The sequence below is a fragment of the Pseudomonas sp. BIGb0558 genome (assembly GCF_024807515.1).
GTDB classification, from domain to species: Bacteria; Pseudomonadota; Gammaproteobacteria; order Pseudomonadales; family Pseudomonadaceae; genus Aquipseudomonas; species Aquipseudomonas yamanorum_A.
On sequence record NZ_JANUEW010000005.1, the window covers coordinates 187104 to 208985 of the forward strand.

A 21882-nucleotide genomic window follows, 5' to 3' on the forward strand; every position below is an offset into this window, starting at 1 on the left:
ACCGTTCACCCCATTGGGGGTGGCTAATTGCTGCCAAGTATGGAACCTTTTAAAAGGTAGAGACGTCCACTCCCCTGCTACCGCACTCGTAACAGGGGCTGAAAAATCAGCAAGTTAGCCTGACGAGGCTGCGCTCATGGCTCGACCGCATACCGCGTTGCCGGTATTGGCGAGCTGCTATTCGCGACCACATTCAGAGGCAGCCAGGAATGGCATTGCCGCTCGGAAATGTGTTCGCCGACAAAAGAAAAAAGGAGTCCGCCTGTGGCTATTCGCTATGGCAAAGGGCTGATAGGAGGAGTGGTTGTCGTCGCTCTCCTGGCCCTGCTGGTCCACTGGATCGGCATCAACACGATCGAACTGTACCGCGACGATTTGTTGTTTTACCTGCAAGCTCATTTGATCCTTGTTCTAGTCTCCATGCTGGCGGCCCTGATTGTGGGCATCCCCGCCGGTATCCTGCTCAGCCGACCGAACATGGTCGGGCGCGCAGAACGCTTCATGCAGATCTTCAACATCGGCAATACCGTCCCTCCCCTGGCCGTACTGGCCATCGCCCTCGGTGTCCTTGGCATCGGCAGCGGCCCTGCGATCTTCGCGCTGTTCCTCGCCTCGTTGCTGCCCATCGTGCGCAACACCTATGAAGGCCTGAAAAACGTACAAGGCTCCCTGAAAGAAGCCGCCGTGGGCATCGGCATGACGCCGCGCCAGGTGCTGTTTCGGGTGGAGCTGCCCAACGCCGTGCCGATCATCATCGGTGGCGTGCGTGTGGCCCTGGCGATCAACGTCGGTACCGCGCCCCTGGCCTTCCTGATTGGCGCCAACAGCCTGGGCAGCCTGATCTTCCCCGGCATCGCCCTGAACAATCAGCCGCAACTGTTGCTCGGCGCCGCGTGCACCGCGCTGCTGGCCTTGCTGCTCGACGGCCTGGTGACCATGGCCAGCCGCCTCTGGCTGGAACGCGGGTTGCGTCCGTCTTAAGGCTTGGCAAAGGAAATCACATGAAAAAACTGACATTGATATTGAGCTGCGTCCTGCTGTTCGCAGGATTTGCGCAAGCCGCTGAAAAACCGGTCATCCGCATCGGCGCCCGAGTGTTCACCGAACAGACCCTGCTCGCCGAAATCACTTCCCAGTACCTGCGCACCAAGGGTTACGACACCCGTGTGACCGGCGGCCTGGGCAGCAACCTGGCGCGCAGTGCCCAGGAAAGCGGGCAACTGGACCTGATCTGGGAATACACCGGCGTGTCGCTGGTGGCCTATAACCACGTCGACGAGAAACTCGACAGCGAACAGTCCTACGCCCGGGTGAAAGAACTCGACGCGAAAAAAGGCCTGGTCTGGCTCTCCCCGTCGAAATTCAGCAACACCTACGCCCTGGCGCTGCCAGAGAACGTGGCCAAGGAATTCCCGCAGATCAACAGCATCAGCGACCTGACCACGGCCCTGGCCGAGAAAACCAAGGGCACGCGCCTGGTGGCCCTCGACACCGAGTTCGCCAACCGTTCCGACGGCATGGCCGGCATGGTCAAGCTCTACGACATGAACCTGACCCGCAAGAACACCCGGCAGATGGACGCCGGCCTGGTGTACACCGCGCTGCGTAATGGCCAGGTGTTTGCCGGTTTGGTCTACACCACCGACGGTCGCCTGAACGCCTTCAAATTGAAGCTGCTGGAGGACGACAAGCATTACTTCCCGGACTACACCGCAGCGCCTGTGGTGCGTCAGGTTTATCTCGACGCCCACCCTGAATTGGCCGCCGACCTGAAACCGCTGGCCGCGCTGTTCGACAACGAAACCATGCGCCAGCTGAACGCGCGGGTCGACGTCGACCATGAAAGCCCGTCCGCCGTGGCCGCAGATTTCCTGCGCCAGCATCCGATCAACTAAGAGGAGAAGACATGGAATTCCTGAACGCCTTTTCCCATCTTGATTGGGCCCAAGTCCTGCACCTGACCTGGCAGCACATCACCCTGGTCGGCATTGCCGTGATCCTGGCAATCGTCGTGGGCGTGCCCCTGGGCGTGCTGATGACCCGCTTCCCGACACTCGCCGGCCCGTTGCAAGCCAGCGCCACGGTGCTGCTCACCGTGCCGTCGATTGCCTTGTTCGGCCTGCTGCTGCCGTTCTACTCCAAGTTTGGCCAGGGCCTGGGGCCGATGCCGGCGATCACCGCCGTGTTCCTCTACTCCCTGCTGCCCATCATGCGTAACACCTACCTCGCCCTCACCGGCGTTGAGCCGGGCATCCGCGAAGCCGCCAAAGGCATCGGCATGACCTTCGGCCAGCGCCTGCGCATGGTCGAACTGCCGATTGCCGTACCGGTGATCCTTGCCGGTGTGCGCACCGCCGTCGTCATGAACATTGGTGTGATGACCATCGCCGCCACCATCGGCGCCGGTGGCCTGGGTGTACTTATTCTGGCTTCCATCAGCCGCAGCGATATGTCGATGCTGATCGTTGGCGCCGTGCTGGTCAGTCTCCTGGCCATCTTCGCCGACCTGCTTCTGCAATGGCTGCAACGCACGCTGACTCCAAAAGGACTGCTCAAATGATCGAACTTCAAAACCTGACCAAGACCTTCCAAAGCAACGGCAAGACCATCACCGCCGTTGATTCCGTAAGCCTGACCGTCAACGAAGGCGAAATTTGCGTATTCCTCGGCCCGTCGGGCTGCGGCAAGAGCACCACGCTGAAGATGATCAACCGCCTGATCAAGCCGACTTCGGGCAAGATCCTGATCAACGGCGAAGACACCACCGACCTCGACGAAGTGACCCTGCGTCGCAACATCGGCTACGTGATCCAGCAGATCGGCCTGTTCCCGAACATGACCATCGAAGAGAACATCGTTGTCGTGCCCAAGCTGCTGGGCTGGGACAAGCAGAAATGCCACGACCGCGCCCGCGAATTGATGAGCATGATCAAGCTGGAGCCCAAGCAGTACCTGCATCGCTACCCGCGTGAACTGTCCGGTGGCCAGCAACAGCGGATCGGCGTAATCCGGGCCCTGGCGGCGGATGCCCCGCTGCTGCTGATGGATGAGCCGTTCGGCGCGGTCGACCCGATCAACCGCGAGATGATCCAGAACGAGTTCTTCGAGATGCAGCGCGCGCTGAACAAGACCGTGATCATGGTCAGCCACGACATCGACGAAGCCATCAAGCTGGGTGACAAGATCGCGATCTTCCGCGCCGGCAAGCTGCTGCAGATCGATCACCCGGACACCCTGCTGGCCCACCCTGCCGACGAGTTCGTCAGCAACTTCGTGGGCCAGGACAGCACCCTCAAGCGCCTGTTGCTGGTGAAGGCCGAGGATGCGGCGGACAACGCGCCGTCCGTCAGCCCGGAAACGCCGGTGGCAGATGCCCTGGAGCAGATGGACGAACTCGACCGTCGCTACGTGGTGGTCACCGATGCCGAGAACAAGGCACTGGGTTATGTGCGACGTCGCGACCTGCACCGTCAGACCGGCACCTGCGGCCAGTACCTGCGCGAGTTCAACGCCACGGCGGCGTACGACGAGCATTTGCGCATCCTGTTGTCGCGCATGTACGAGTTCAACCGCTCGTGGTTGCCGGTGATGGATGCGGAGCGGGTGTTCCTGGGGGAAGTGACCCAGGAGTCGATTGCCGAGTACCTGAGTTCCGGTAAGTCCCGTGGTGGCAAGACCAGCATTGTGTCGCCAGCCGAGACTGCGCTGGCCTGATAGACCGCTATCGCGGGCAAGCCCAGCTCCCACATTGAATTGCATTCATCTGTTGGAATGCATTCCCCTGTGGGAGCCGGGCTTGCCCGCGATGAAGGCAGCACAAATCCTTCTGAATTGCCCCTCCTGGGGAACATCAATCCGTCATCCCTGTCGGTTACATAAGTAGCTGCACACGGCCTCACGACGAACGCGTGCAAAAACGCGACATTTTTAGTTGATCTATAGCCCCTCACGTCCTAAAGTTCGCGCCGAACGTCCATGCTGGAAACGATCCATCCGGCTCAAGTACTGACGACGAGACAGCAAGGCCAAGGGAAGCAGTTGATCCCATGGCCTTTTTGCTTTCGGCGACATGCCTTGGGAAGTAGGCGAACCAAAGTGGGGATACGGAGGACGTTCATTTGCACCCATTGATCAATCTAGTTTGCCAGTAGGAGTTCCCAGCATGTCGATCCAGGTCGAAGACTATTTCGCGCGCGCCACTTTTGACAAAATGAAGGCGTTCGCCGATACCCAGGAAACCCCGTTCGTGGTGATCGACACCGCGATGATCAGCCAGGCCTACGATGACCTGCGCGCCGGTTTCGAATTCGCCAAGGTGTACTACGCCGTCAAGGCCAACCCGGCCGTCGAGATCATCGACCTGCTCAAGGACAAGGGTTCGAGCTTCGACATCGCGTCGATCTACGAGCTGGACAAGGTCATGGACCGCGGCGTCAGCCCCGACCGTATCAGCTACGGCAACACCATCAAGAAATCCAAGGACATCCGCTACTTCTACGAGAAGGGCGTGCGCCTGTTCTCCACCGACTCCGAAGCCGACCTGCGCAACATCGCCAAGGCCGCGCCGGGTTCGAAAGTGTACGTGCGTATCCTCACCGAAGGCTCGACCACGGCCGACTGGCCGCTGTCGCGCAAATTCGGCTGCCAGACCGACATGGCCATGGACCTGCTGATCCTGGCCCGCGACCTGGGCCTGGTGCCTTACGGCATCTCCTTCCACGTCGGCTCGCAACAGCGTGACATCAGCGTGTGGGACGCGGCGATCGCCAAGGTCAAAGTGATCTTCGAGCGCCTGAAGGAAGAAGACGGCATCCACCTGAAGCTGATCAACATGGGCGGTGGCTTCCCGGCCAACTACATCACCCGCACCAACAGCCTGGAAACCTACGCCGAGGAAATCATCCGCTTCCTCAAGGAAGATTTCGGTGACGACCTGCCGGAAATCATCCTGGAACCGGGCCGTTCGTTGATCGCCAACGCCGGCATTCTGGTGAGTGAAGTGGTATTGGTTGCGCGCAAATCCCGTACCGCCGTCGAGCGTTGGGTATACACCGACGTGGGCAAATTCTCCGGCCTGATCGAAACCATGGACGAAGCCATCAAGTTCCCGATCTGGACCGAGAAGAAAGGCGAGATGGAAGAAGTGGTCATCGCCGGCCCCACCTGCGACAGCGCCGACATCATGTACGAGAACTACAAGTACGGCCTGCCGCTGAACCTGGCGATTGGTGACCGGATGTACTGGTTGTCTACCGGTGCGTACACCACCAGCTACAGCGCGGTTGAATTCAATGGCTTCCCGCCGCTGAAATCGTTCTACCTGTAAGCCGGCGGCAAACAAAAAACCCATGACGCGTCATGGGTTTTTTTATGGGTTCAGGAAAGCTCGGCGATGCGTCGCTGGTAGGCCACAGCCATCGCCCGAATCTGCGGGTCGTTGGCGGCAGACAACTCCTTGTGCGCCACGCGCAAGAACTTCAGATTCCCGCCCGCCAGCGCCTTGCGCAGCCACTCCAGCGCCGCGTCGACCTGGCCGCGATCCGCCAACACCGCCGCATAACTGAACTGCCCGCGAAAATCCCCGCCTTCTGCTGACCGGCGATACCACTCCACCGCCGACTCCAGATCCCTCGGGCAAAACTGCCCTTCTTCCAGGTAACGCCCCAACAGGTTCATCGACTTGGCATGGCCCAGTTCCGCTGCCTGTCGATAACACGCCAGCGCCTGGGCTTGATCCTCGGCAACCCCGCGCCCGGTCGCCAGCAGGTTGGCGTAGTTGTACAAGCCCCAATCCAGCCCGGCCTCCGCCGCCAGCCGATATTCCCGGGCCGCCGCCACGGCATCCGCCTCGCAACCCCAGCCATGCTCCAGGCAACGCCCGAGCATATTACGCGCCATCAGATGCCCGCCTTGGGCCGCAATGCGGAACCAGCGCACCGCCAGCGCTTCATCGCGCTCGATGCCACGCCCTTCCAGCAGGATTTGCCCGAGCAGCGCCTGGGCATCCACCACGCCCTCCTTCGCCGCGATCAGAATCGCCTGGGCGGCGCGGACCGGGGAATCGTCGAGCATGCTCTGCAATTGCTCGACGTTGAGCACTTCTTCGCGACGCAATAAAAAGCCCATGGTCAGACCTCAACCCAGCGGCGCAGCAGGTTGTGATAAGTGCCGGTGAGCTGGATCAGCGCCGGGTGGTCGGGCACGTCCCGGCTCAACTGCTGGATCGCACCGTCCATCTCGAACAGCAAGGTGCGCTGGCTGTCTTCGCGCACCAGGCTCTGGGTCCAGAAAAACGAGGCGTAGCGCGCGCCACGGGTCACGGCGTTGACCTTGTGCAGGCTGGAGCCGGGGTACAGCACCATGTCACCCGCCGGCAACTTGACCCGTTGCAAGCCAAAGGTGTCCTGGATTTCCAGCTCGCCGCCGTCGTAGTCGTCGGGGTCGCTGAAAAACACGGTGGAGGACAGGTCGGTGCGCACTCGCTCGTGGCTGCCCTTGGACTGGCGCACGGCGTTGTCGATATGGAAGTCGAAACTGCCGCCAGCGGTGTAACAGTTCACCAACGGCGGGATGACCTTGTGCGGTAACGCCGCTGACATAAAGAGCGGGCTTTTCCACAGGCGCTCAAGGATCGCCGCGCCGATTTCCTTCGCAAGCGGGTGGCCTTCCGGCAGTTGCAGGTTGTGTTTGGCCTTGGCCGACTGATGCCCGGCAGTGATTTTGCCGTCGGCCCATTCGGTGTGCGCCAGGGCTTCGCGGATGCGCAGCACTTCCTCGCGAGAGAACAGGCCGGGAATGTGCAGCAACATGAGGGCGTTACCTGAAAACAGTGAGGCGCCAATGGTAGTGATTCTTATTGACTGTGTACAACCCTACTCCCGCCCAAAGGACGAACGAGAGAGTAAAAACCGTAAGCAAAAAGTGTAAAGAACGTAAATTCAGTGCGAATAGTAATGTATCGCAATTGATATAAAGTCTTGTTCTCCCTATATTCCGCGGCCTCAACTCCTTGGGGAAAGGACACTGTCATGCCGCGCACTTCGATAAAAACACCTGCCAGTTCACCGCGTTTGCTGGCCTCGGCCATCGGCGTTGCCATCAGTGCCAGTGCTGCCGCCCAAATGGCGCAAGCAGCTGAAGACACCGAGCAGAAAGGCGAGCGCAACAGCATTTCCCTGGGTGCCACCAGCATCACCGGCCAGGAACAGGACAGCACGTCCTACCAGGTCGAAAAAGCCTCCTCGCAGAAGTACACCGCACCGCTGGTCGATACCCCGCGCTCGGTCACAGTGGTGCCGCAACAAGTACTCAAGGACACCGCCGCCACCTCGTTGCAGGATGCCTTGCGCACCGTGCCGGGGATTACCTTCGGCGCCGGTGAAGGCGGCAACCCTCAGGGCGACCGTCCGTTCATTCGCGGCTTTGACGCCCAGGGCGACACCTACCTCGACGGCGTGCGCGACACTGGCGGCCAGAGCCGTGAGATCTTCGACATCGAATCCATCGAAGTCAGCAAAGGCCCCAACTCGTCCTTCGGCGGTCGCGGGTCGGCCGGCGGCAGCCTCAACCTGGTGAGCAAGACGCCACAGGCGCGGGACTTCACCAACGGTGGTTTCACCTACGGCTCCGACCAGACCCGCCGCTACGTGCTCGACGTCAACCGCCAGTTCCTCGACAGCGCGGCATTCCGCCTGAACCTGATGAGCCACGAGCAGAACGTCGCCGGGCGTGACGCCGTCAACTACGACCGTTGGGGTGTGGCGCCGTCGCTGACCTTCGGCCTGGGCACACCGACCCGCGTCAACGTCAGCTACTACCACATGGAAAGCAACGACCTGCCGGATTCGGGGATTCCGTATGGCTACAGCTCGCCGACCGCCGCTACCCACGGCCATGACAAACCCACCGATGGCGGCGACAGCAATAACTTCTACGGCCTGAAGGATCGCGACTTCCGCAAGACCCGCGCCGACATCAGTACGTTCTCCATCGAGCACGACCTGAACGAGAACATGACGCTGAAAAACACCCTGCGCCATGGCAACACCGGGCAGGATTACATCCTCACACAACCGGACGACAGCAAGCGCAACGTCAGCCAGTTCGGCACCGTATGGCGCCGCGCCAACGCTCGCGTGTCCACCACCGAAACCACCACCAACCAGACCGACCTGTTTGGCAGCTTCCAGGCCCTGGGCTTCAAGCACTCTTACTCCACCGGCCTGGAATTCACCGGTGAAGAAACCCGTGTCAGCGGCTACAACTTCGGCACCTCCAACAACGCGCAAGTGTGCAACCCCGGCACCGCGCCCAGCTGTACATCGTTGAGCAATCCAAACCCGAACGACCCGTGGAACAGCAGCATCACGCGCAACTACAACGGCACCAACACCCAGGCCACCAGCCGCGCGGCCTACGTGTTCGACACCATCGAGCTGGACCCGCAATGGCTGCTGAACGTCGGCCTGCGCTACGACACCTTCGACACCGTGGCCAACACCAACGCGGTGCCGAGCGCTACCGTCAAGGCCCGCAGCAAGATCAAGAACGACAGCCAGTTCTTCAACTGGCAGGCCGGCCTCGTCTGGAAGCCAGCGGAAAACGGCAGCATCTACGCCTCCTACGCCACCTCGGCATCGCCTGCCGGCGGTCTGGTGGGTGAAGGCGCCGACGGCAACCCGCTGTCTGCCGGGGCCGCCACCAGCGACCTGCAACCGGAAGAAACCGTCAACTATGAGCTGGGCACCAAGTGGGACCTGTTCCATGATCGCCTGTCCCTGACCGCGGCGGTGTTCCGCACCGAGAAGAAAAACACGCGGATCCTGGTGGACGCGCTGACCTATGAAAACGGCGGCGAATCCCGCGTCGACGGCCTGGAGCTGTCCGCCAGCGGCAAGCTCACCGATCACTGGCAAGTGTTCGCCGGCTACAGCTACCTGAAAAGCGAACTGGTAGACCCGGGGTTGAACGGTCGTAACGGCGTCATCAGTAGCGGCTCCAGCAAGGGCAACCAAATGCCCAACACGCCGAAAAACAGCTTCAGCCTCTGGACCACTTATGACGTGACACCCAAGCTGACCATCGGCGGCGGCGCGTTCTATGTCGACGAAGTCTACGGCGATGCTGGCAACACCGTTTACGTGCCGTCCTACACCCGCTACGACGCCATGGCCAGCTACAAGCTGACCAAGAATGTGGACCTGCAACTGAACGTACAGAACCTGACCGACAAGACCTATTACGACAAGGCGTTCGCCGCACACTTCGCCAACCAGGCGGCAGGCCGCACAGCCATGTTGACCACCAGTTTCCATTTCTAAACCGATACAAATCACCGCACAAAACCCCACGCATCGGATGCGTGGGGTTTTTGCGTGTAAAAAAGAATCTTTCTCGACAACTCGCGGCATAATGCGCGCCGTGAGACACCTAACCTGATGACGAGGCCGTACGACGTGTTGAAGAAAACCCTGTTCCAGTTGCATTGGTTCTTCGGCATTACCGCCGGGCTGGTGTTGGCCTTGATGGGGATCACCGGCGCGACGGTGTCGTTCCAGGACGAAATCATCGAGGCGCTGAACCCGACCATATTGACGGTTGAACAGCACCCGGCCGGTGTACTGCCGCCCGCTGAACTGGTGCGCCTGTTGGAAGCCCGGGAAGGCAAGGTCGTGTCGATGCTCACGGTGCAACCCGACAGCACCAATGCCGCCAAGGTCTGGTTCACCCCGCCGCCCGGTGAACGCCGCGGCCAGATGCGCTACTTCGACCCGTACACCGGCGACTACCTGGGCGACCCTATCGGTCAGGACTTCTTCGGCTTCGTGCTGCAACTGCACCGCTTCCTCGCCATCGGCGACACTGGCCGGCAAATCACCGGCGCCTGCACATTGATCCTGGTGTTCTTCTGCCTCTCGGGCCTGTACCTGCGCTGGCCGCGCCAGGTGGCAAGCTGGCGTGCGTGGTTGACCCTGGACTGGCGCAAAAAGGGCCGCAGCTTCAACTGGGACCTGCACTCGGTGTTCGGCACCTGGTGCCTGCTGTTCTATCTATTGGCGGCGCTGACCGGGCTGTTCTGGTCCTACGAATGGTACAGCGACGGCATGACCAAGCTGCTGTCCGACGCTCCGCAAAACGAACGGGTACGCAAGCGCGGCCCGGCGCCGGAAGGCCCGACGCCCGTGGCCAATTACGACGCGATCTGGAGCAGCATCTACAGCAACGCCGGCCCCGGCTTGAGCGGCTACAACATCCGTATGCCAGCAGTGGCCGGCCAGCCCGCCACGGTCTACTACCTGCTGAAGACCTCGCCCCACGACCGCGCCCTGAACCAGATCAACCTCGACCCGGCCACCGGCGAGGTCAAGTCCCACGCCACCTACGCCGGCAAAAGCTTCAAGGCGCAGATTCTGACCAGCATCTATGCACTGCACACCGGCAGCTATTTCGGCCTGCCCGGACGGATCATCCTGACCTTCACCGCGCTGCTCATGCCGCTGTTCTTTATCACCGGCTGGCTGCTGTACCTGGACCGTCGCCGCAAAAAACGCCAGGTGCGCGATGCACGCAAAGGCCTGGCCGATAACCACAGCGACGCGCCGGCCTGGCTGATCGGTTTTGCCAGCCAGAGCGGTTTTGCCGAGCAACTGGCCTGGCAGACCGCCGGGCAATTGCAGGCCGCCGGCTTGCCGGTGAAGGTGCAGTCGCTGGGCAGCGTCAGCGAAGAGGATTTGCGCCAGTCGAGCAATGCATTGTTCGTGGTCAGCACCTTCGGCGACGGCGAAGCGCCGGACAGCGCCCGGGGTTTCGAGCGCAGCGTGCTCGGCCGGGACGTGTCCCTCAAGGGCTTGAACTACTCCGTACTGGCCTTGGGTGACCGCCAGTATCAACACTTCTGCGGCTTCGCCCGGCGCCTGCATTTCTGGCTGACCAACCAGGGCGGCAACCCACTGTTCGCCCCGGTGGAAGTCGACAGCGGCGACACCGATGCCCTGCTGCACTGGCAGCAACAACTGGGTCAACTGACTGGCCATGTACCGGCGACGGCATGGGCCACCGCGACTTATGAAAACTGGACGCTGAGCCAGCGCACGCTGCTCAATCCGGACAGCAGTGGCTCCGGCGTCTATCTGCTCGGCCTCACCCCACCCGCGCCCCGGGATTGGCTGGCGGGTGACCTGGTGGAAGTGCTGCCGCGCAATTGCCCGTGGGCCATCGAACACTTCCTGGAGGGTCTGGGCTTGGCCGGCAGTGAAGGTGTCGTGGTCGACGGCCTGACCCACACCCTGGACCAGGCGCTGGCCAGCCGCCAACTGCCGGACAATCGCGCGCACCTGGTGGGCCTGCATGCCCAGGCGCTGGTCAATGCACTGGTGCCGTTGAGCATGCGCGAATACTCCATCGCCTCGATTGCCAGCGATGGCGTGCTGGAACTGATCGTGCGCCAGGAACGCCACTCCGACGGCAGCCTGGGTGTGGCTTCCGGCTGGCTGACCGAGCATACGCCGGAGGGTTCGAGCATCAGCCTGCGGCTGCGGCGCAACAGTGGGTTCCATTTGCCAACCGAACCGGTGCCGATGATTCTATTGGGCAACGGCACTGGCCTGGCCGGGTTGCGCAGCCTGCTCAAGGCGCGGATCGCCGACGGCCAGCAGCGCAACTGGTTGCTGTTTGGCGAACGCAATATCGCCCACGACTACCACTGCCAGGACGAGTTGCAAGGCTGGCTGGCCAGCGGTGACCTGGCGTTGCTGGACCTGGCGTTTTCCCGGGACCAGGCAGAGAAAATCTACGTTCAGGATCGCCTGCGAGAGTCGGCTGATGTGCTGCGTAAATGGGTGGCGGAAGGCGCCGCGATTTATGTCTGCGGCAGTTTGCAGGGGATGGCGGCGGGTGTGGATCAGGTGCTGCACGATGTGCTGGGCAGTGAAGCCGTCGAGCGGTTGATCGAGCAGGGGCGCTATCGCCGGGATGTCTACTGATTTCCTCCAGACAATGAAGGTCAACTGTGGGAGCTGGCTTGCCTGCGATGGCGGTGTATCAGTTAAAAATTATTGACTGACACTCCGCCATCGCAGGCAAGCCAGCTCCTACATTTTTAACTGCATTCCAAATCAGGCGGGCTGCAGCTTCTGCTCGAACACCGACACGCCATCCAGGTCCCGCAAAATCACCGTCAACTCCGCCGTCTGCCCATCAATCTGCACCTCGCCAAAAAACTGGAAGCCGGCAAACGGCGAGCTGTTCTGCACCGTCGGTGCCTTCTCGAACACCACTTGCGGGCCAAAGGTCTTATCCAGCGGATTAGGCCCGAAACTCCCGGCATTCAGCGGCCCGGCGACAAACTCCCAGAACGGCTCAAAATCCTGGAACGCCGCCCGGTCCGGGTGGTAATGATGGGCCGCGCAGTAATGCACATCCGCCGTCAGCCACACGTGATTGCGCACCTGCTGCGCCCGCAAAAACGCGAGCAATTCGGCAATCTCCAATTCCCGCCCCTGGGCCGGGCCCGGGTCGCCGTTGGCGATGGCCTCCCAGCGCGGCACACCGGGGCTGACTTCACCGTCGGGCACACCGAGACCGATGGGCATGTCGGCGGCGATGACTTTCCACTGGGCCTGTGAGTCCTTCAATTCGCGCTTGAGCCAGTCCAGTTGCTCACGCCCCAGGAACGGTTTTTCGCCGCCGAGGTTGTCGTCGTTGGGCCCGCGATAGCTGCGCATGTCCAGCACAAACACATCCAGCAACGGGCCATAGCTGAGCTTGCGATAGATGCGCCCGCCCTGGTCGGCGCTCTGCCGGCGCATGGGGGAATATTCAAGCCAGGCCTGGCGTGCGCGGCCCACCAGGGTGTTGATGTCGCGGGTCTTGTAGCGCTCATCCAGTTGCTTGCTCGGCGACCAGTTGTTGATCACTTCGTGGTCGTCCCACTGCCAGATCTGCGGCACTTCGGCGTTGAAGCGGCGCACGTTTTCGTCCATCAGGTTGTAGCGGTAGTTACCTCGGTATTCATTCAGGGTTTCGGCGACTTTGCTCTTGGCTTCGGTGGTGATGTTGCGCCAGAGGCGTCCGTCTTCGGTGGTCAGTTGCGCGGGCACCGGGCCGTCGGCGTAGATGGTGTCGCCGCTGTGGATAAAGAAGTCCGGCAGGCGCAGGCGCATGGCTTCGTAGATGCGCATGCCGCCGATGTCCGGGTTGATGCCGAAGCCCTGGCCAACGGTATCGCCGCTCCATACGAAGCGGATGTCCCGGCGCTGTTGCGGCACGCTGCGCAGGTGGCCGAACCAGGGCTCGCTGGCCACGCCGGTCTGGGCGTCTTCGAAGTGCACACGGTAGAAAATCGCCTGGTCGACGGGCAGGCCGGTGAGTTCGACACGGGCGGTGAAGTCGGTGCGGCTGTCGGCCAGGGGCGAGACGAATTTGCGCGGGTTGCTGAACACGCTGCGGGTGTCCCACTCCACCACCATCCGTGCCGGGCGGTCGCTGCGGCTCCAGATCATCGCGCGGTCGCCCAGCAGGTCGCCGGACTGCACGCCGTCGGTGAGTTGCGGGCGGTCCTTGACCGAAGCGATCACCGCTGGCGCGAGGCCCGGCAGCAACAGGCCGGCGCCGACGGCTTGCATCACGCGGCGGCGGCCGAGATTGAAGTGGCTCATGCAGGTTCCCTCTCGAGCAGCAAAAGGGAAACTTAAGCATGGGGGCGTGAAGGGCGTGTGACACCCTCTCAGACACTGGAGATCAAATGTGGGAGCTGGCTTGCCTGCGATGGCGGACTGCCAGTTGACATCCCTGTTGCTGATGCACCGCTATCGCAGGCAAGCCAGCTCCCACATTGACCGAGTCAGACCTTGACGGGCGCGACCGTCAACTCGACCGCTTCGGGCCGCTTGATCAAGGCATACACCACCGCCGTCAACAAACTCCCCGCCACGATCGCAAACAGATACAGCAGCGCATGGTTGATTGCATTCGGGATCAGCATCACGAACAAACCGCCATGGGGCGCCATCAGCTTGCAGCCGAAATACATCGACAGCGCACCGGTCAATGCGCCGCCGGCGATGCTGGCCGGGATCACCCGCAGCGGGTCCTTGGCGGCAAACGGAATCGCGCCTTCGGAGATAAAGCACATGCCGAGGATCAGCGCCGCCTTGCCGGCCTCGCGTTCGGTCTGGGCGAACTTGCGTCGCGCCAGCAAGGTGGCGATGCCCATGCCAATCGGCGGCACCATACCGGCGGCCATGGTCGCGGCCATCGGCGCGCCGCTCTGGGCCGCCAGCAGGCCGACGGAAAACGCATAGGCCGCCTTGTTGATCGGCCCACCCAGGTCGACGCACATCATGCCGCCCAGCAAGATGCCCAGCAGCACGGCGTTGGTAGTGCCCATGGTGCTGAGGAAATCCGTGAGGCCGGTGAGCATCTGCGCCACCGGCGGCCCCACCAGGTAAATCATCGCCAGGCCCGTGAACAGGCTCGCCAGCAACGGGATGATCAGGATCGGTTTGAGGGCTTCCAGGCTCTGTGGCAAGCGGATCGCGCGGCTGATGAATTTGACGCAGTAGCCAGCCAGGAAACCGGCGAAGATCCCGCCGATAAACCCTGCACCCAAGGTGCTGGCCAGCAGGCCGCCGATCATCCCGGGCGCCAGGCCCGGACGGTCGGCAATCGAATAGGCGATGTAGCCTGCCAACAGCGGCACCATCAGCATGAAGGCCTGGTCACCGACAGTTTTCAGCGCGGCGGCCAGGGTGCCTTTTTCTTCAAAGGCATGAATGCCGAACACGAACGACAGGGCGATCAGCAGACCACCCGCCACCACCATCGGCAGCATGAACGACACGCCGGTAAGCAGGTGTTTGTAGACACCGGTCTTTTCCGGCTTGGCAGCGCCACCGCTGGCGGCGGACTCCTGCTTGGCTTCGGCCAGCGCCTTGTTGAGAGTCGCCTCCGATTGCTTGAGCGCAATCCCGGTGCCACAGCGATAGATTTTCTTGCCGGCAAATCGCTCGGTGGCGACTTCGATATCCGCCGCCAACAGCACCACGTCGGCGTCACGAATCGCCTCTGGGCTCAGCGGCGTGCGGGCGCCTACCGACCCCTGGGTTTCCACCTGCAGGTCATACCCCAGGCGCTTGGCTGTTTGCTGCAACGCTTCGGCAGCCATGAAGGTGTGGGCGACGCCGGTCGGGCACGCGGTGATCGCAACGATACGCGGCGTGCTTTTAGCCGGAGCCGCTTCAGCCACCTGCACCTGGGCCTCTTCGGCCCCGCGACGCAACACCGCTTCCACATCCTGCAACGCCTGGGCCGGCGTGCTGCGGAATACGCGCTTGCCGACAAAACGCTGCATATCCACCGGGGTGCTGGTGACCAGCAACACCCACTCAGCGGCCTCAATCGTGGCCGCCGACAACTGGCGTTCCGGGTGTTGCACATCGACCACTTCGACGCTGGTGCTCCAGCCCTGGCGTTGCGCGGCGGCGTCCAGCAAGCGGGCGCACAGCACGCTGGTGACCATGCCATTCGGGCAGGCAGTAACAATGGCTAACTTCATGACCAACCCTCTTATTGTTCTGTCAGCGGGCGCACGTGGACGCCGCTCTGCAAAGACTCAAGCTGTGCGTCGTCGGTGATGCCGAAGCCGATCTGCGTGACCGCCATCGCGGCGATTGCGGTGGCGCGGCGCAAGGTGGTTTCGGGCACGTCGAAGGTCAGCAAACCGTGGAGCATCCCGGCCAGCAACGAATCCCCGGCACCCACGGTGCTGGCCACGCTGACCTTGGGCGGCGTGGCGTGCAACGCCGTGCCGGGGCTATACCAGCTCACGCCCGCAGCACCGTCGGAGACCACCACATGTTCCACACCCAGCTGGTGCAGCTCGCGGATTGCATCCGTGGAATGACCCAAGGCATCGGCCAGTTCTTCAGTGTTGGGTTTGATCAACCAGGGGCCGGCATTCAGCCCGGCGCGCAAGGCTTCACCACTGGTGTCCAGGGCGACTTTCAAACCAAGGTTTTTCAGTTGCTGCAGCAAGCCCTGGAACCACTGTGGGGTGATGCCACGAGGCAGGCTGCCGGCCACGACGACCGCATCGTATCCGGGTGCAATCCGCGCCAGTTGTTCAAGCAGCGCCTGTTGCGCCTGCTCACTGACTATCGGCCCGGGTGCGTTGACGTCCGTTACCCGTCCATCCTGCTCGGCGATCTTGATATTGCTGCGGGTTTCGCCCGGCACACGAATAAACGCATCGGTAAAACCACGCCGCGCAATCAGCATCTCAAACGCTTGAGGATTGTCCTCCCCAAGAAAGCCGCCCACGGTCACCTGATGGCCAAGGTCCGCCAGCACCTGGGCCACGTTCACGCCCTTGCCGGCGGCGTGAGTGATCATCGCTTCGCTGCGGTTGACCTCACCCGGTTCCAGGCGGGCCAGGCGTACCGTGAGGTCCAACGCCGGGTTCAGCGTCAGGCTTAAAATCCTTGCCATTTACACGGCCTCCACAAGCGCACGCACTTCGGCGGGAGAACCCACCGCCAGGGCTTTTTGGGCCAGGCCTTGAGCCTCGACCAGACTGAATTCACGTACCCGCGCCTTGACCTCGGGGATGCTGCGCGCCGAGACGCTCAGCTCATCCACACCCAGGCCGATCAGCACCGGAACCGCCAGCGGGTCGGCCGCCAACTCGCCGCACACGCCCACCCACTTGCCATGGGCATGGGCGGCGCGCACGGTGATGTCGATCAATTGCAGCACCGCCGGGTGCAGGCCATCCGCCTGGGCCGACAGCGTCGGGTGGCCACGGTCGATGGCCAGGGTGTACTGGGTCAGGTCGTTGGTGCCGACGCTGAAGAAGTCCACTTCCCTGGCCAGCACCGGCGCGAGCAAGGCGGCCGACGGCACTTCGATCATGATCCCCAGTTGCAGGTCGGCCACCGGGATTTCCAGGCGCAGGCGCTCGGTCATCTCACGGGCCTGGCGCCACTCGTCAACGCTGCCGACCATGGGGAACATGATGCGCAGCGGACGGTTGTCCGCCGAGCGCAGCAGCGCGCGCAACTGCGCTTCCATGATTTGCGGGCGTTGCAGGGTCAGGCGAATGCCGCGCACGCCGAGGAAGGGGTTTTCTTCCTTGGCGATCGGCCAGTACGGCAGCGGTTTGTCGCCACCTACATCGAGGGTGCGCACCACCAGTGGCCGGCCGCCGAGGCCGTCGAGCACGCGGCGGTATTCGGCTTCCTGGGTGGCTTCGTCGGGCGCCTGTTTGTGGGCCATGAAAATCAGTTCGGTGCGCAGCAGGCCAATGCCTTCGGCGCCCTGCTCCACCGCGCTGGCAACCCCGGCGCTTTCGCCGATATTGGCGAACACTTCAACGGCATGGCCGTCGCGGGTCAGGGCCGGCTCATGGCGTTGCGCGGCAGCGGCTTGCAGGCGTTGTTCGCGGGTGTCGCGCTCGACGGTGGCGCGCTGCAAGGTGGCGGCGTCGGCGTCGACATGCAGGCGACCGCGCTGGCCATCAAGCAATAGCGGAGTGCCGGACGCCAGCAGCAACACGGCAGGGCCTGCGCCCACCAGCGCCGGAATGCCCAGGGCACGGGCGACGATGGCGCTGTGGGCGGTGGCGCCGCCACGGGCAGTGAGGATGCCGGCGACACGCACCGGATCCAGGCGTGCCACGTCCGAGGGGCCGACTTCGTCCATCACCAGGATGTAGGGTTCGTCGGGCTCCTGAGCAGTTTCGACGCCACACAGTTGCGCCAGCACGCGGCGGCCAATGTCACGCAGATCGGCCGCGCGCTCGGCAAGCAAGGCGTCCTGCAGCGACTCCTGCTGTTTGGCGGCGGCTTCGATCACGCTCATCCAGGCCGCTTCGGCGCTTTCGCCTTGCTTGAGGCGCGTCTCGACTTCGTCGGTCAGTTCCGGGTCGTCGAGCATCTCCTGGTGGGTGATGAAGATCTCGCGAATGGCCTTGGATTTACTGCGCTCGATCAGGCCCTGGATATCCCGGCGCACATCGGCCAATGCCGCGTGCAGGCGTTGACGCTCGACCGCCGACGACTCGCCGCGCAATGGGTATTCAAAGGGTTGCAGCACCTGGATATGCGCCGGGCCAATCGCAATGCCAGGGGCGGCGGCGATGGCCTGGATCAGGCTGCCGGACACTGGCGCGCTGAGCACCGGTTCGATGTCGACCACAGCCTGTTGAACGCTGACCGCCGGCAGCGGCTCGACTTCTTCGCCAAGGCCTTCTTCCACCGCCGCCAACAAGGCCGGCAAGGCGTCGCCGGCTATGCCCGGTTCTGCGACAAACTCCAGCACCTGGCCACGACGCGCGCCGAGGCTCAGCAACTTGCTCAGGCTTTTTACCGACACGGCGCTGACGTCGCCATCAACGATGCGCACACGAATTTCACCGTCAAAACTTTTCGCCAGTTGCGCGAGGATCTTCGCCGGGCGCGCATGCAGGCCGTGGGCGTTGGCCAGGGCGATGCGCACGCTTGGCCAGTCGGCAGGCAACTCACCGCCGAGCACTTCCAGCACGGCGCGGCTGCTGGTGGCGCGGCCGAGTTCCTGGCCGCGACCTTCGATCAGCAAGGCACACAGGCGTTCGAGCAAGGTTTGGTGGGCCTCGCCCAGGCTGGCCAGGCAGAACAGGCCACTCAAGGGCTGGCCCAGGTAACGCATGGGTTTGTCCGGAGTGACAAAGGCCAGGCCCGGACGTTTGACCGTCTGCTCGCTGTGCAGCCACCACAGGCCATCGCCCAGGGGCAGCGCGTCGACTTGCTGCAGCACGGCGGCAAAACCATTGCTCACGCAATCGGCCTGGCGCAACAGGCGCGCGCCTCTCCAGACAAGCTCTTCGAAATCGTCAGCCGACACGCCCAGGCCGATCATCTGTGCATCCAGCGCCAACTCCTGCGGCGCACCTTGCAGCAGCTTCAGCAAGGCTTCGGCGGAGCCGGCGCGACGCAGGGCCTGGCCCAGGTCGGTCTCGCCGAGGGCGCGGGTCAGCAGTTGCAGCAGGCGCAGGTGTTCGTCGGATTTGGCGGCAATGCCGATCGCCAGGTAGACGATCTGGCCATCGCCCCAATCCACACCTTCGGGAAACTGCAGCAGGCGCACGCCGGTGGCGAACACTTGGTCGCGGGTCTCCGGGGTGCCGTGGGGGATGGCGATGCCTTGGCCGAGAAAGGTCGAGCCCTGGGCTTCACGCGCTTGCAAGCCACTGAGGTATCCCTCGGCGACCAGGCCATCGGCCACCAGTTTTTCAGCCAGCAGTTGCAAGGCAGCAGACTTATCCACAGCCGTCTGGCCCATGGAAATCTGCTCGTGGGTGAGCTCAAGCATGCCGTTCTCCTAGTTAGTGCGGCGGGCGCACTAGGTATTATTTTGAATAAATCAGTGCAAAAGCGTTCGAATAAAATTGACTGAGTGGTCAGTTGGCAGGACCACGTTCGTCGCGATAATCGTAAAAATACGCTTGCTGAAACGTTTAATCTAGAATTTATGGCAGATTACGCGTTAATTAAGCATGATTGAAGAGCCACTCGGCTGTTGAGTTGCGACAATGGTCGGCTGCAGTAATCGGTTACGATTGGACAAAATGTCGGGGCAAGCTCTAAAAAACAAGGAAATCCCGGTTTGAAACTCAGTGATATCGCGCGCATTGCCGGTGTGTCCGTGACCACCGCCAGCTACGTCATCAATGGCAAGGCCGAACAGCAACGGATCAGCAGCGCAACCGTCGAACGGGTGCGCGCCGTGGTTGAAGAACATGGCTTTACGCCCAACCCCCAGGCCGCCGGGCTGCGCAGCCGGCACACCCGTACCCTGGGCTTTATCCTGCCGGACCTGGAAAACCCCAGTTACGCCCGGATCGCCAAGCTTCTGGAACAAGGCGCGCGGGCCCGTGGCTATCAACTGCTGATCGCCAGCTCCGACGACGACGCCAACAGTGAACGGCAATTGCTGCAGTTGTTCCGCGCCCGCCGTTGCGATGCGCTGTTTGTTGCCAGTTGCCTGCCGGCCAGCGACGACAGCTACCGTGAACTGCAAGCCAAGGGCTTGCCGGTGATCGCCATCGACCGGGTCATGGAGTCTACGCAGTTCTGCTCGGTGGTCAGTGATGATCGCCAGGCCTGCCAGCAATTGACCAGCAGCCTGCTGCAACCGCTGCCCAAGCAGATCGTGTTGATCGGCGCCCGGCCCGAGCTGAGCATCAGCCAGGAACGTACCGCCGGCTTCAAGGAAGCGCTGAAAGACTTCAGCGGTGAAGTGCTGATCGAACAGGGCGAGGCCTTCAGTCGCGACTGTGGCCGACAGTTGATGGAGCAATTGCTGCAAAGCCTGGGGCATTTACCTGACGCGCTGGTGACGACGTCCTACGTGCTGCTGCAAGGGGTGTTTGATGCGCTGCATGATTTCCCGCTCAAATCCCGCCCCCTGCGCCTCGGCACCTTTGGCGACACCCAGTTGCTGGACTTCCTGCCGCTGCCGGTGAACGCCATGGCCCAGCAGCATCAATTGATCGCCGACACCGCGCTGCGCCTGGCACTGGCGGCCATTGAAGAACAGCACTACGCGCCGGGCGTGCATGCCATCGGCCGTACCTTCAAGCAGCGGATTCACGCGGAGTAAGCGGTGTGGAGCTGATCGACAGCCACACCCATCTGGACTTTCCGGACTTCGATGCCGACCGCAGTGAAGTCCTGATGCGCAGTCGCGAGTCGGGTGTGCGCCGGATGGTGGTGCTGGGGGTCTATCAGCAGAATTGGCAACGGCTGTGGGACCTGGTGCAAACGGACGCGGATCTATTCGCCGCTTTCGGCCTGCATCCGGTGTATCTCGACGACCATCGCCCCGCCGACCTGACGGAGCTGGGCGACTGGCTGACCCGCCTGAGCGGCCACCGGCAACTGTGTGCGGTGGGGGAAATCGGCCTGGATTACTTCCTCGAACAACTGGATCGCGAACGCCAGCAGGCGCTGTTTGAAGCCCAACTGAAGTTGGCCGTGGATTTCCAGCTCCCGGCGCTGCTGCACGTGCGCCGCAGCCACGCCGCCGTGATCGCCACCCTCAAGCGCATTCGCCTGCCACGGGGCGGCATCATTCACGCATTTGCCGGCAGCCAGGAAGAGGCTCGCGAGTACATCAAGCTCGGTTTCAAACTGGGCCTGGGCGGCGCGGCGACATGGCCCCAAGCCCTGCGGATGCACAAGGTGATCGCCCGCCTGCCACTGGAAACCGTAGTGCTGGAAACCGACTCGCCGGACATGGCGCCCGTGATGTACCCCGGCCAGCGCAACAGCCCCGAACACCTGCCCGACATCTGCACCGCTCTGGCGGAGCGCATGGGCATCAGTCCTTCAGCATTGGCGCAAGCGAGCACCCGCAATGCCTGCGAGCTATTCAACTGGTAAGGGTTTTACCTCACGCAGTGTCAGGGTCATTCGCTGGCGATGACGGGCATAGCGCAAGGTGATGAAGTAGATCAGCACAGCCACCAGTGAGATGTTGAGCTGCCCGATCACGCTGATCAGCCCTATCCACTCCGCCACCAGTGCCACCAGCAGCGCGGCGCTGGTGAGTACGATCATGCTCGGGCGCAGCAGGCCCAGGTTCTCCAGGGACTTGAACTGCTTCAACTGCTTGGGGCAACTCGGTTCCACGCCTTTGTGGCAATACGGGCACTCAAAGGGTTCGTTGATGGCAATGGCATTGAGCTGCCAGGGCTTGAGTTCAAAGGACACATCGCAAAGGACGCAATGCCCTCTGACGCCGACAATGGCAGCGGTCATAAGCGAACCTCCGAGAAATATGTGGCACAAATTTTGGTCTATTTTGGCAGCGGAAAAAGATCAGCACCAAAAATAAGACAAATGCCAC

General features: G+C 62.4%; 16 protein-coding genes. 9 read left to right on the top strand and 7 right to left on the bottom strand.

What is annotated here, in order from left to right; all coding sequences use genetic code 11:
* The first annotated feature begins 228 nt into the window (after window positions 1-228).
* The 5 genes from M2400_RS09960 to M2400_RS09980 all read left to right on the top strand — a co-directional run bounded on the left by M2400_RS09960 (window position 229) and on the right by M2400_RS09980 (window position 5326).
* Window positions 229-981 (top strand): ABC transporter permease, encoded by a 753-nt coding sequence (locus tag M2400_RS09960; protein ID WP_256352305.1) that lies wholly within the window; start codon window positions 229-231, stop codon window positions 979-981.
* 20 nt (window positions 982-1001) lie between these two features.
* The gene (locus tag M2400_RS09965) at window positions 1002-1895 is read left to right on the top strand and encodes a glycine betaine ABC transporter substrate-binding protein (RefSeq protein WP_177120541.1); all 894 of its coding nucleotides are present in this window, start codon (window positions 1002-1004) and stop codon (window positions 1893-1895) included.
* Between the two features lie 11 nt (window positions 1896-1906).
* A complete protein-coding gene (locus M2400_RS09970) occupies window positions 1907-2560 on the top strand; it encodes an ABC transporter permease (protein WP_003215973.1) in 654 nt (217 codons plus the stop codon).
* A complete protein-coding gene (locus M2400_RS09975; protein WP_008437274.1) occupies window positions 2557-3714 on the top strand; it encodes a betaine/proline/choline family ABC transporter ATP-binding protein in 1158 nt (385 codons plus the stop codon). The genes M2400_RS09970 and M2400_RS09975 overlap by 4 nt, the downstream gene beginning before the upstream one ends.
* A gap of 448 nt (window positions 3715-4162) precedes the next feature.
* Window positions 4163-5326 (top strand): type III PLP-dependent enzyme, encoded by a 1164-nt coding sequence (locus M2400_RS09980; protein ID WP_003215969.1) that lies wholly within the window; start codon window positions 4163-4165, stop codon window positions 5324-5326.
* Between the two features lie 50 nt (window positions 5327-5376).
* Here the strand turns inward: M2400_RS09980 and M2400_RS09985 are convergent, their stop codons facing one another.
* The gene (locus M2400_RS09985; protein ID WP_259195871.1) at window positions 5377-6126 is read right to left on the bottom strand and encodes a tetratricopeptide repeat protein; all 750 of its coding nucleotides are present in this window, start codon (window positions 6124-6126) and stop codon (window positions 5377-5379) included.
* Between the two features lie 2 nt (window positions 6127-6128).
* The gene (locus M2400_RS09990) at window positions 6129-6809 is read right to left on the bottom strand and encodes a Fe2+-dependent dioxygenase (protein WP_177043408.1); all 681 of its coding nucleotides are present in this window, start codon (window positions 6807-6809) and stop codon (window positions 6129-6131) included.
* A gap of 219 nt (window positions 6810-7028) precedes the next feature.
* Between M2400_RS09990 and M2400_RS09995 the strand changes: the two genes are divergently transcribed.
* Both M2400_RS09995 and M2400_RS10000 read left to right on the top strand, forming a co-directional pair.
* On the top strand, window positions 7029-9320 hold the full coding sequence (locus tag M2400_RS09995; RefSeq protein WP_259195872.1) for a TonB-dependent siderophore receptor: 2292 nt from the start codon (window positions 7029-7031) through the stop codon (window positions 9318-9320).
* A 135-nt stretch (window positions 9321-9455) separates the two neighbouring features.
* Window positions 9456-11981: a sulfite reductase flavoprotein subunit alpha gene (locus M2400_RS10000; protein WP_259195917.1), complete on the top strand. Its 2526-nt coding sequence runs from the start codon at window positions 9456-9458 to the stop codon at window positions 11979-11981.
* A gap of 132 nt (window positions 11982-12113) precedes the next feature.
* Here the strand turns inward: M2400_RS10000 and M2400_RS10005 are convergent, their stop codons facing one another.
* From M2400_RS10005 to ptsP, 4 genes are all read right to left on the bottom strand, one after another.
* Window positions 12114-13655: an alkaline phosphatase gene (locus tag M2400_RS10005; protein ID WP_259195873.1), complete on the bottom strand. Its 1542-nt coding sequence runs from the start codon at window positions 13653-13655 to the stop codon at window positions 12114-12116.
* A gap of 185 nt (window positions 13656-13840) precedes the next feature.
* Complete coding sequence (locus M2400_RS10010; protein WP_259195875.1) at window positions 13841-15553, bottom strand: PTS fructose-like transporter subunit IIB; 1713 nt, start codon at window positions 15551-15553, stop codon at window positions 13841-13843.
* An 11-nt stretch (window positions 15554-15564) separates the two neighbouring features.
* Window positions 15565-16485 (bottom strand): 1-phosphofructokinase, encoded by a 921-nt coding sequence (gene pfkB / locus M2400_RS10015; RefSeq protein WP_259195876.1) that lies wholly within the window; start codon window positions 16483-16485, stop codon window positions 15565-15567.
* The gene (gene ptsP / locus M2400_RS10020; protein WP_259195877.1) at window positions 16486-19344 is read right to left on the bottom strand and encodes a phosphoenolpyruvate--protein phosphotransferase; all 2859 of its coding nucleotides are present in this window, start codon (window positions 19342-19344) and stop codon (window positions 16486-16488) included. It abuts the gene before it with no gap.
* A gap of 294 nt (window positions 19345-19638) precedes the next feature.
* Between ptsP and cra the strand changes: the two genes are divergently transcribed.
* Window positions 19639-20634, top strand: coding sequence for a catabolite repressor/activator (gene cra, locus M2400_RS10025; RefSeq protein WP_177043402.1), 996 nt, complete (start codon window positions 19639-19641; stop codon window positions 20632-20634).
* Window positions 20635-20639: 5 nt separating this feature from the next.
* Window positions 20640-21416, top strand: a complete 777-nt coding sequence (locus M2400_RS10030; protein ID WP_259195881.1) for a TatD family hydrolase — start codon at window positions 20640-20642, stop codon at window positions 21414-21416.
* Here M2400_RS10030 and M2400_RS10035 read toward each other — a convergent pair.
* Window positions 21402-21794 carry a hypothetical protein gene (locus tag M2400_RS10035; RefSeq protein WP_259195882.1) on the bottom strand — a complete coding sequence of 131 codons (393 nt, stop codon included), beginning with the start codon at window positions 21792-21794 and terminating at the stop codon, window positions 21402-21404. The genes M2400_RS10030 and M2400_RS10035 overlap by 15 nt on opposite strands.
* Between the last annotated feature and the right edge of the window lie 88 nt (window positions 21795-21882).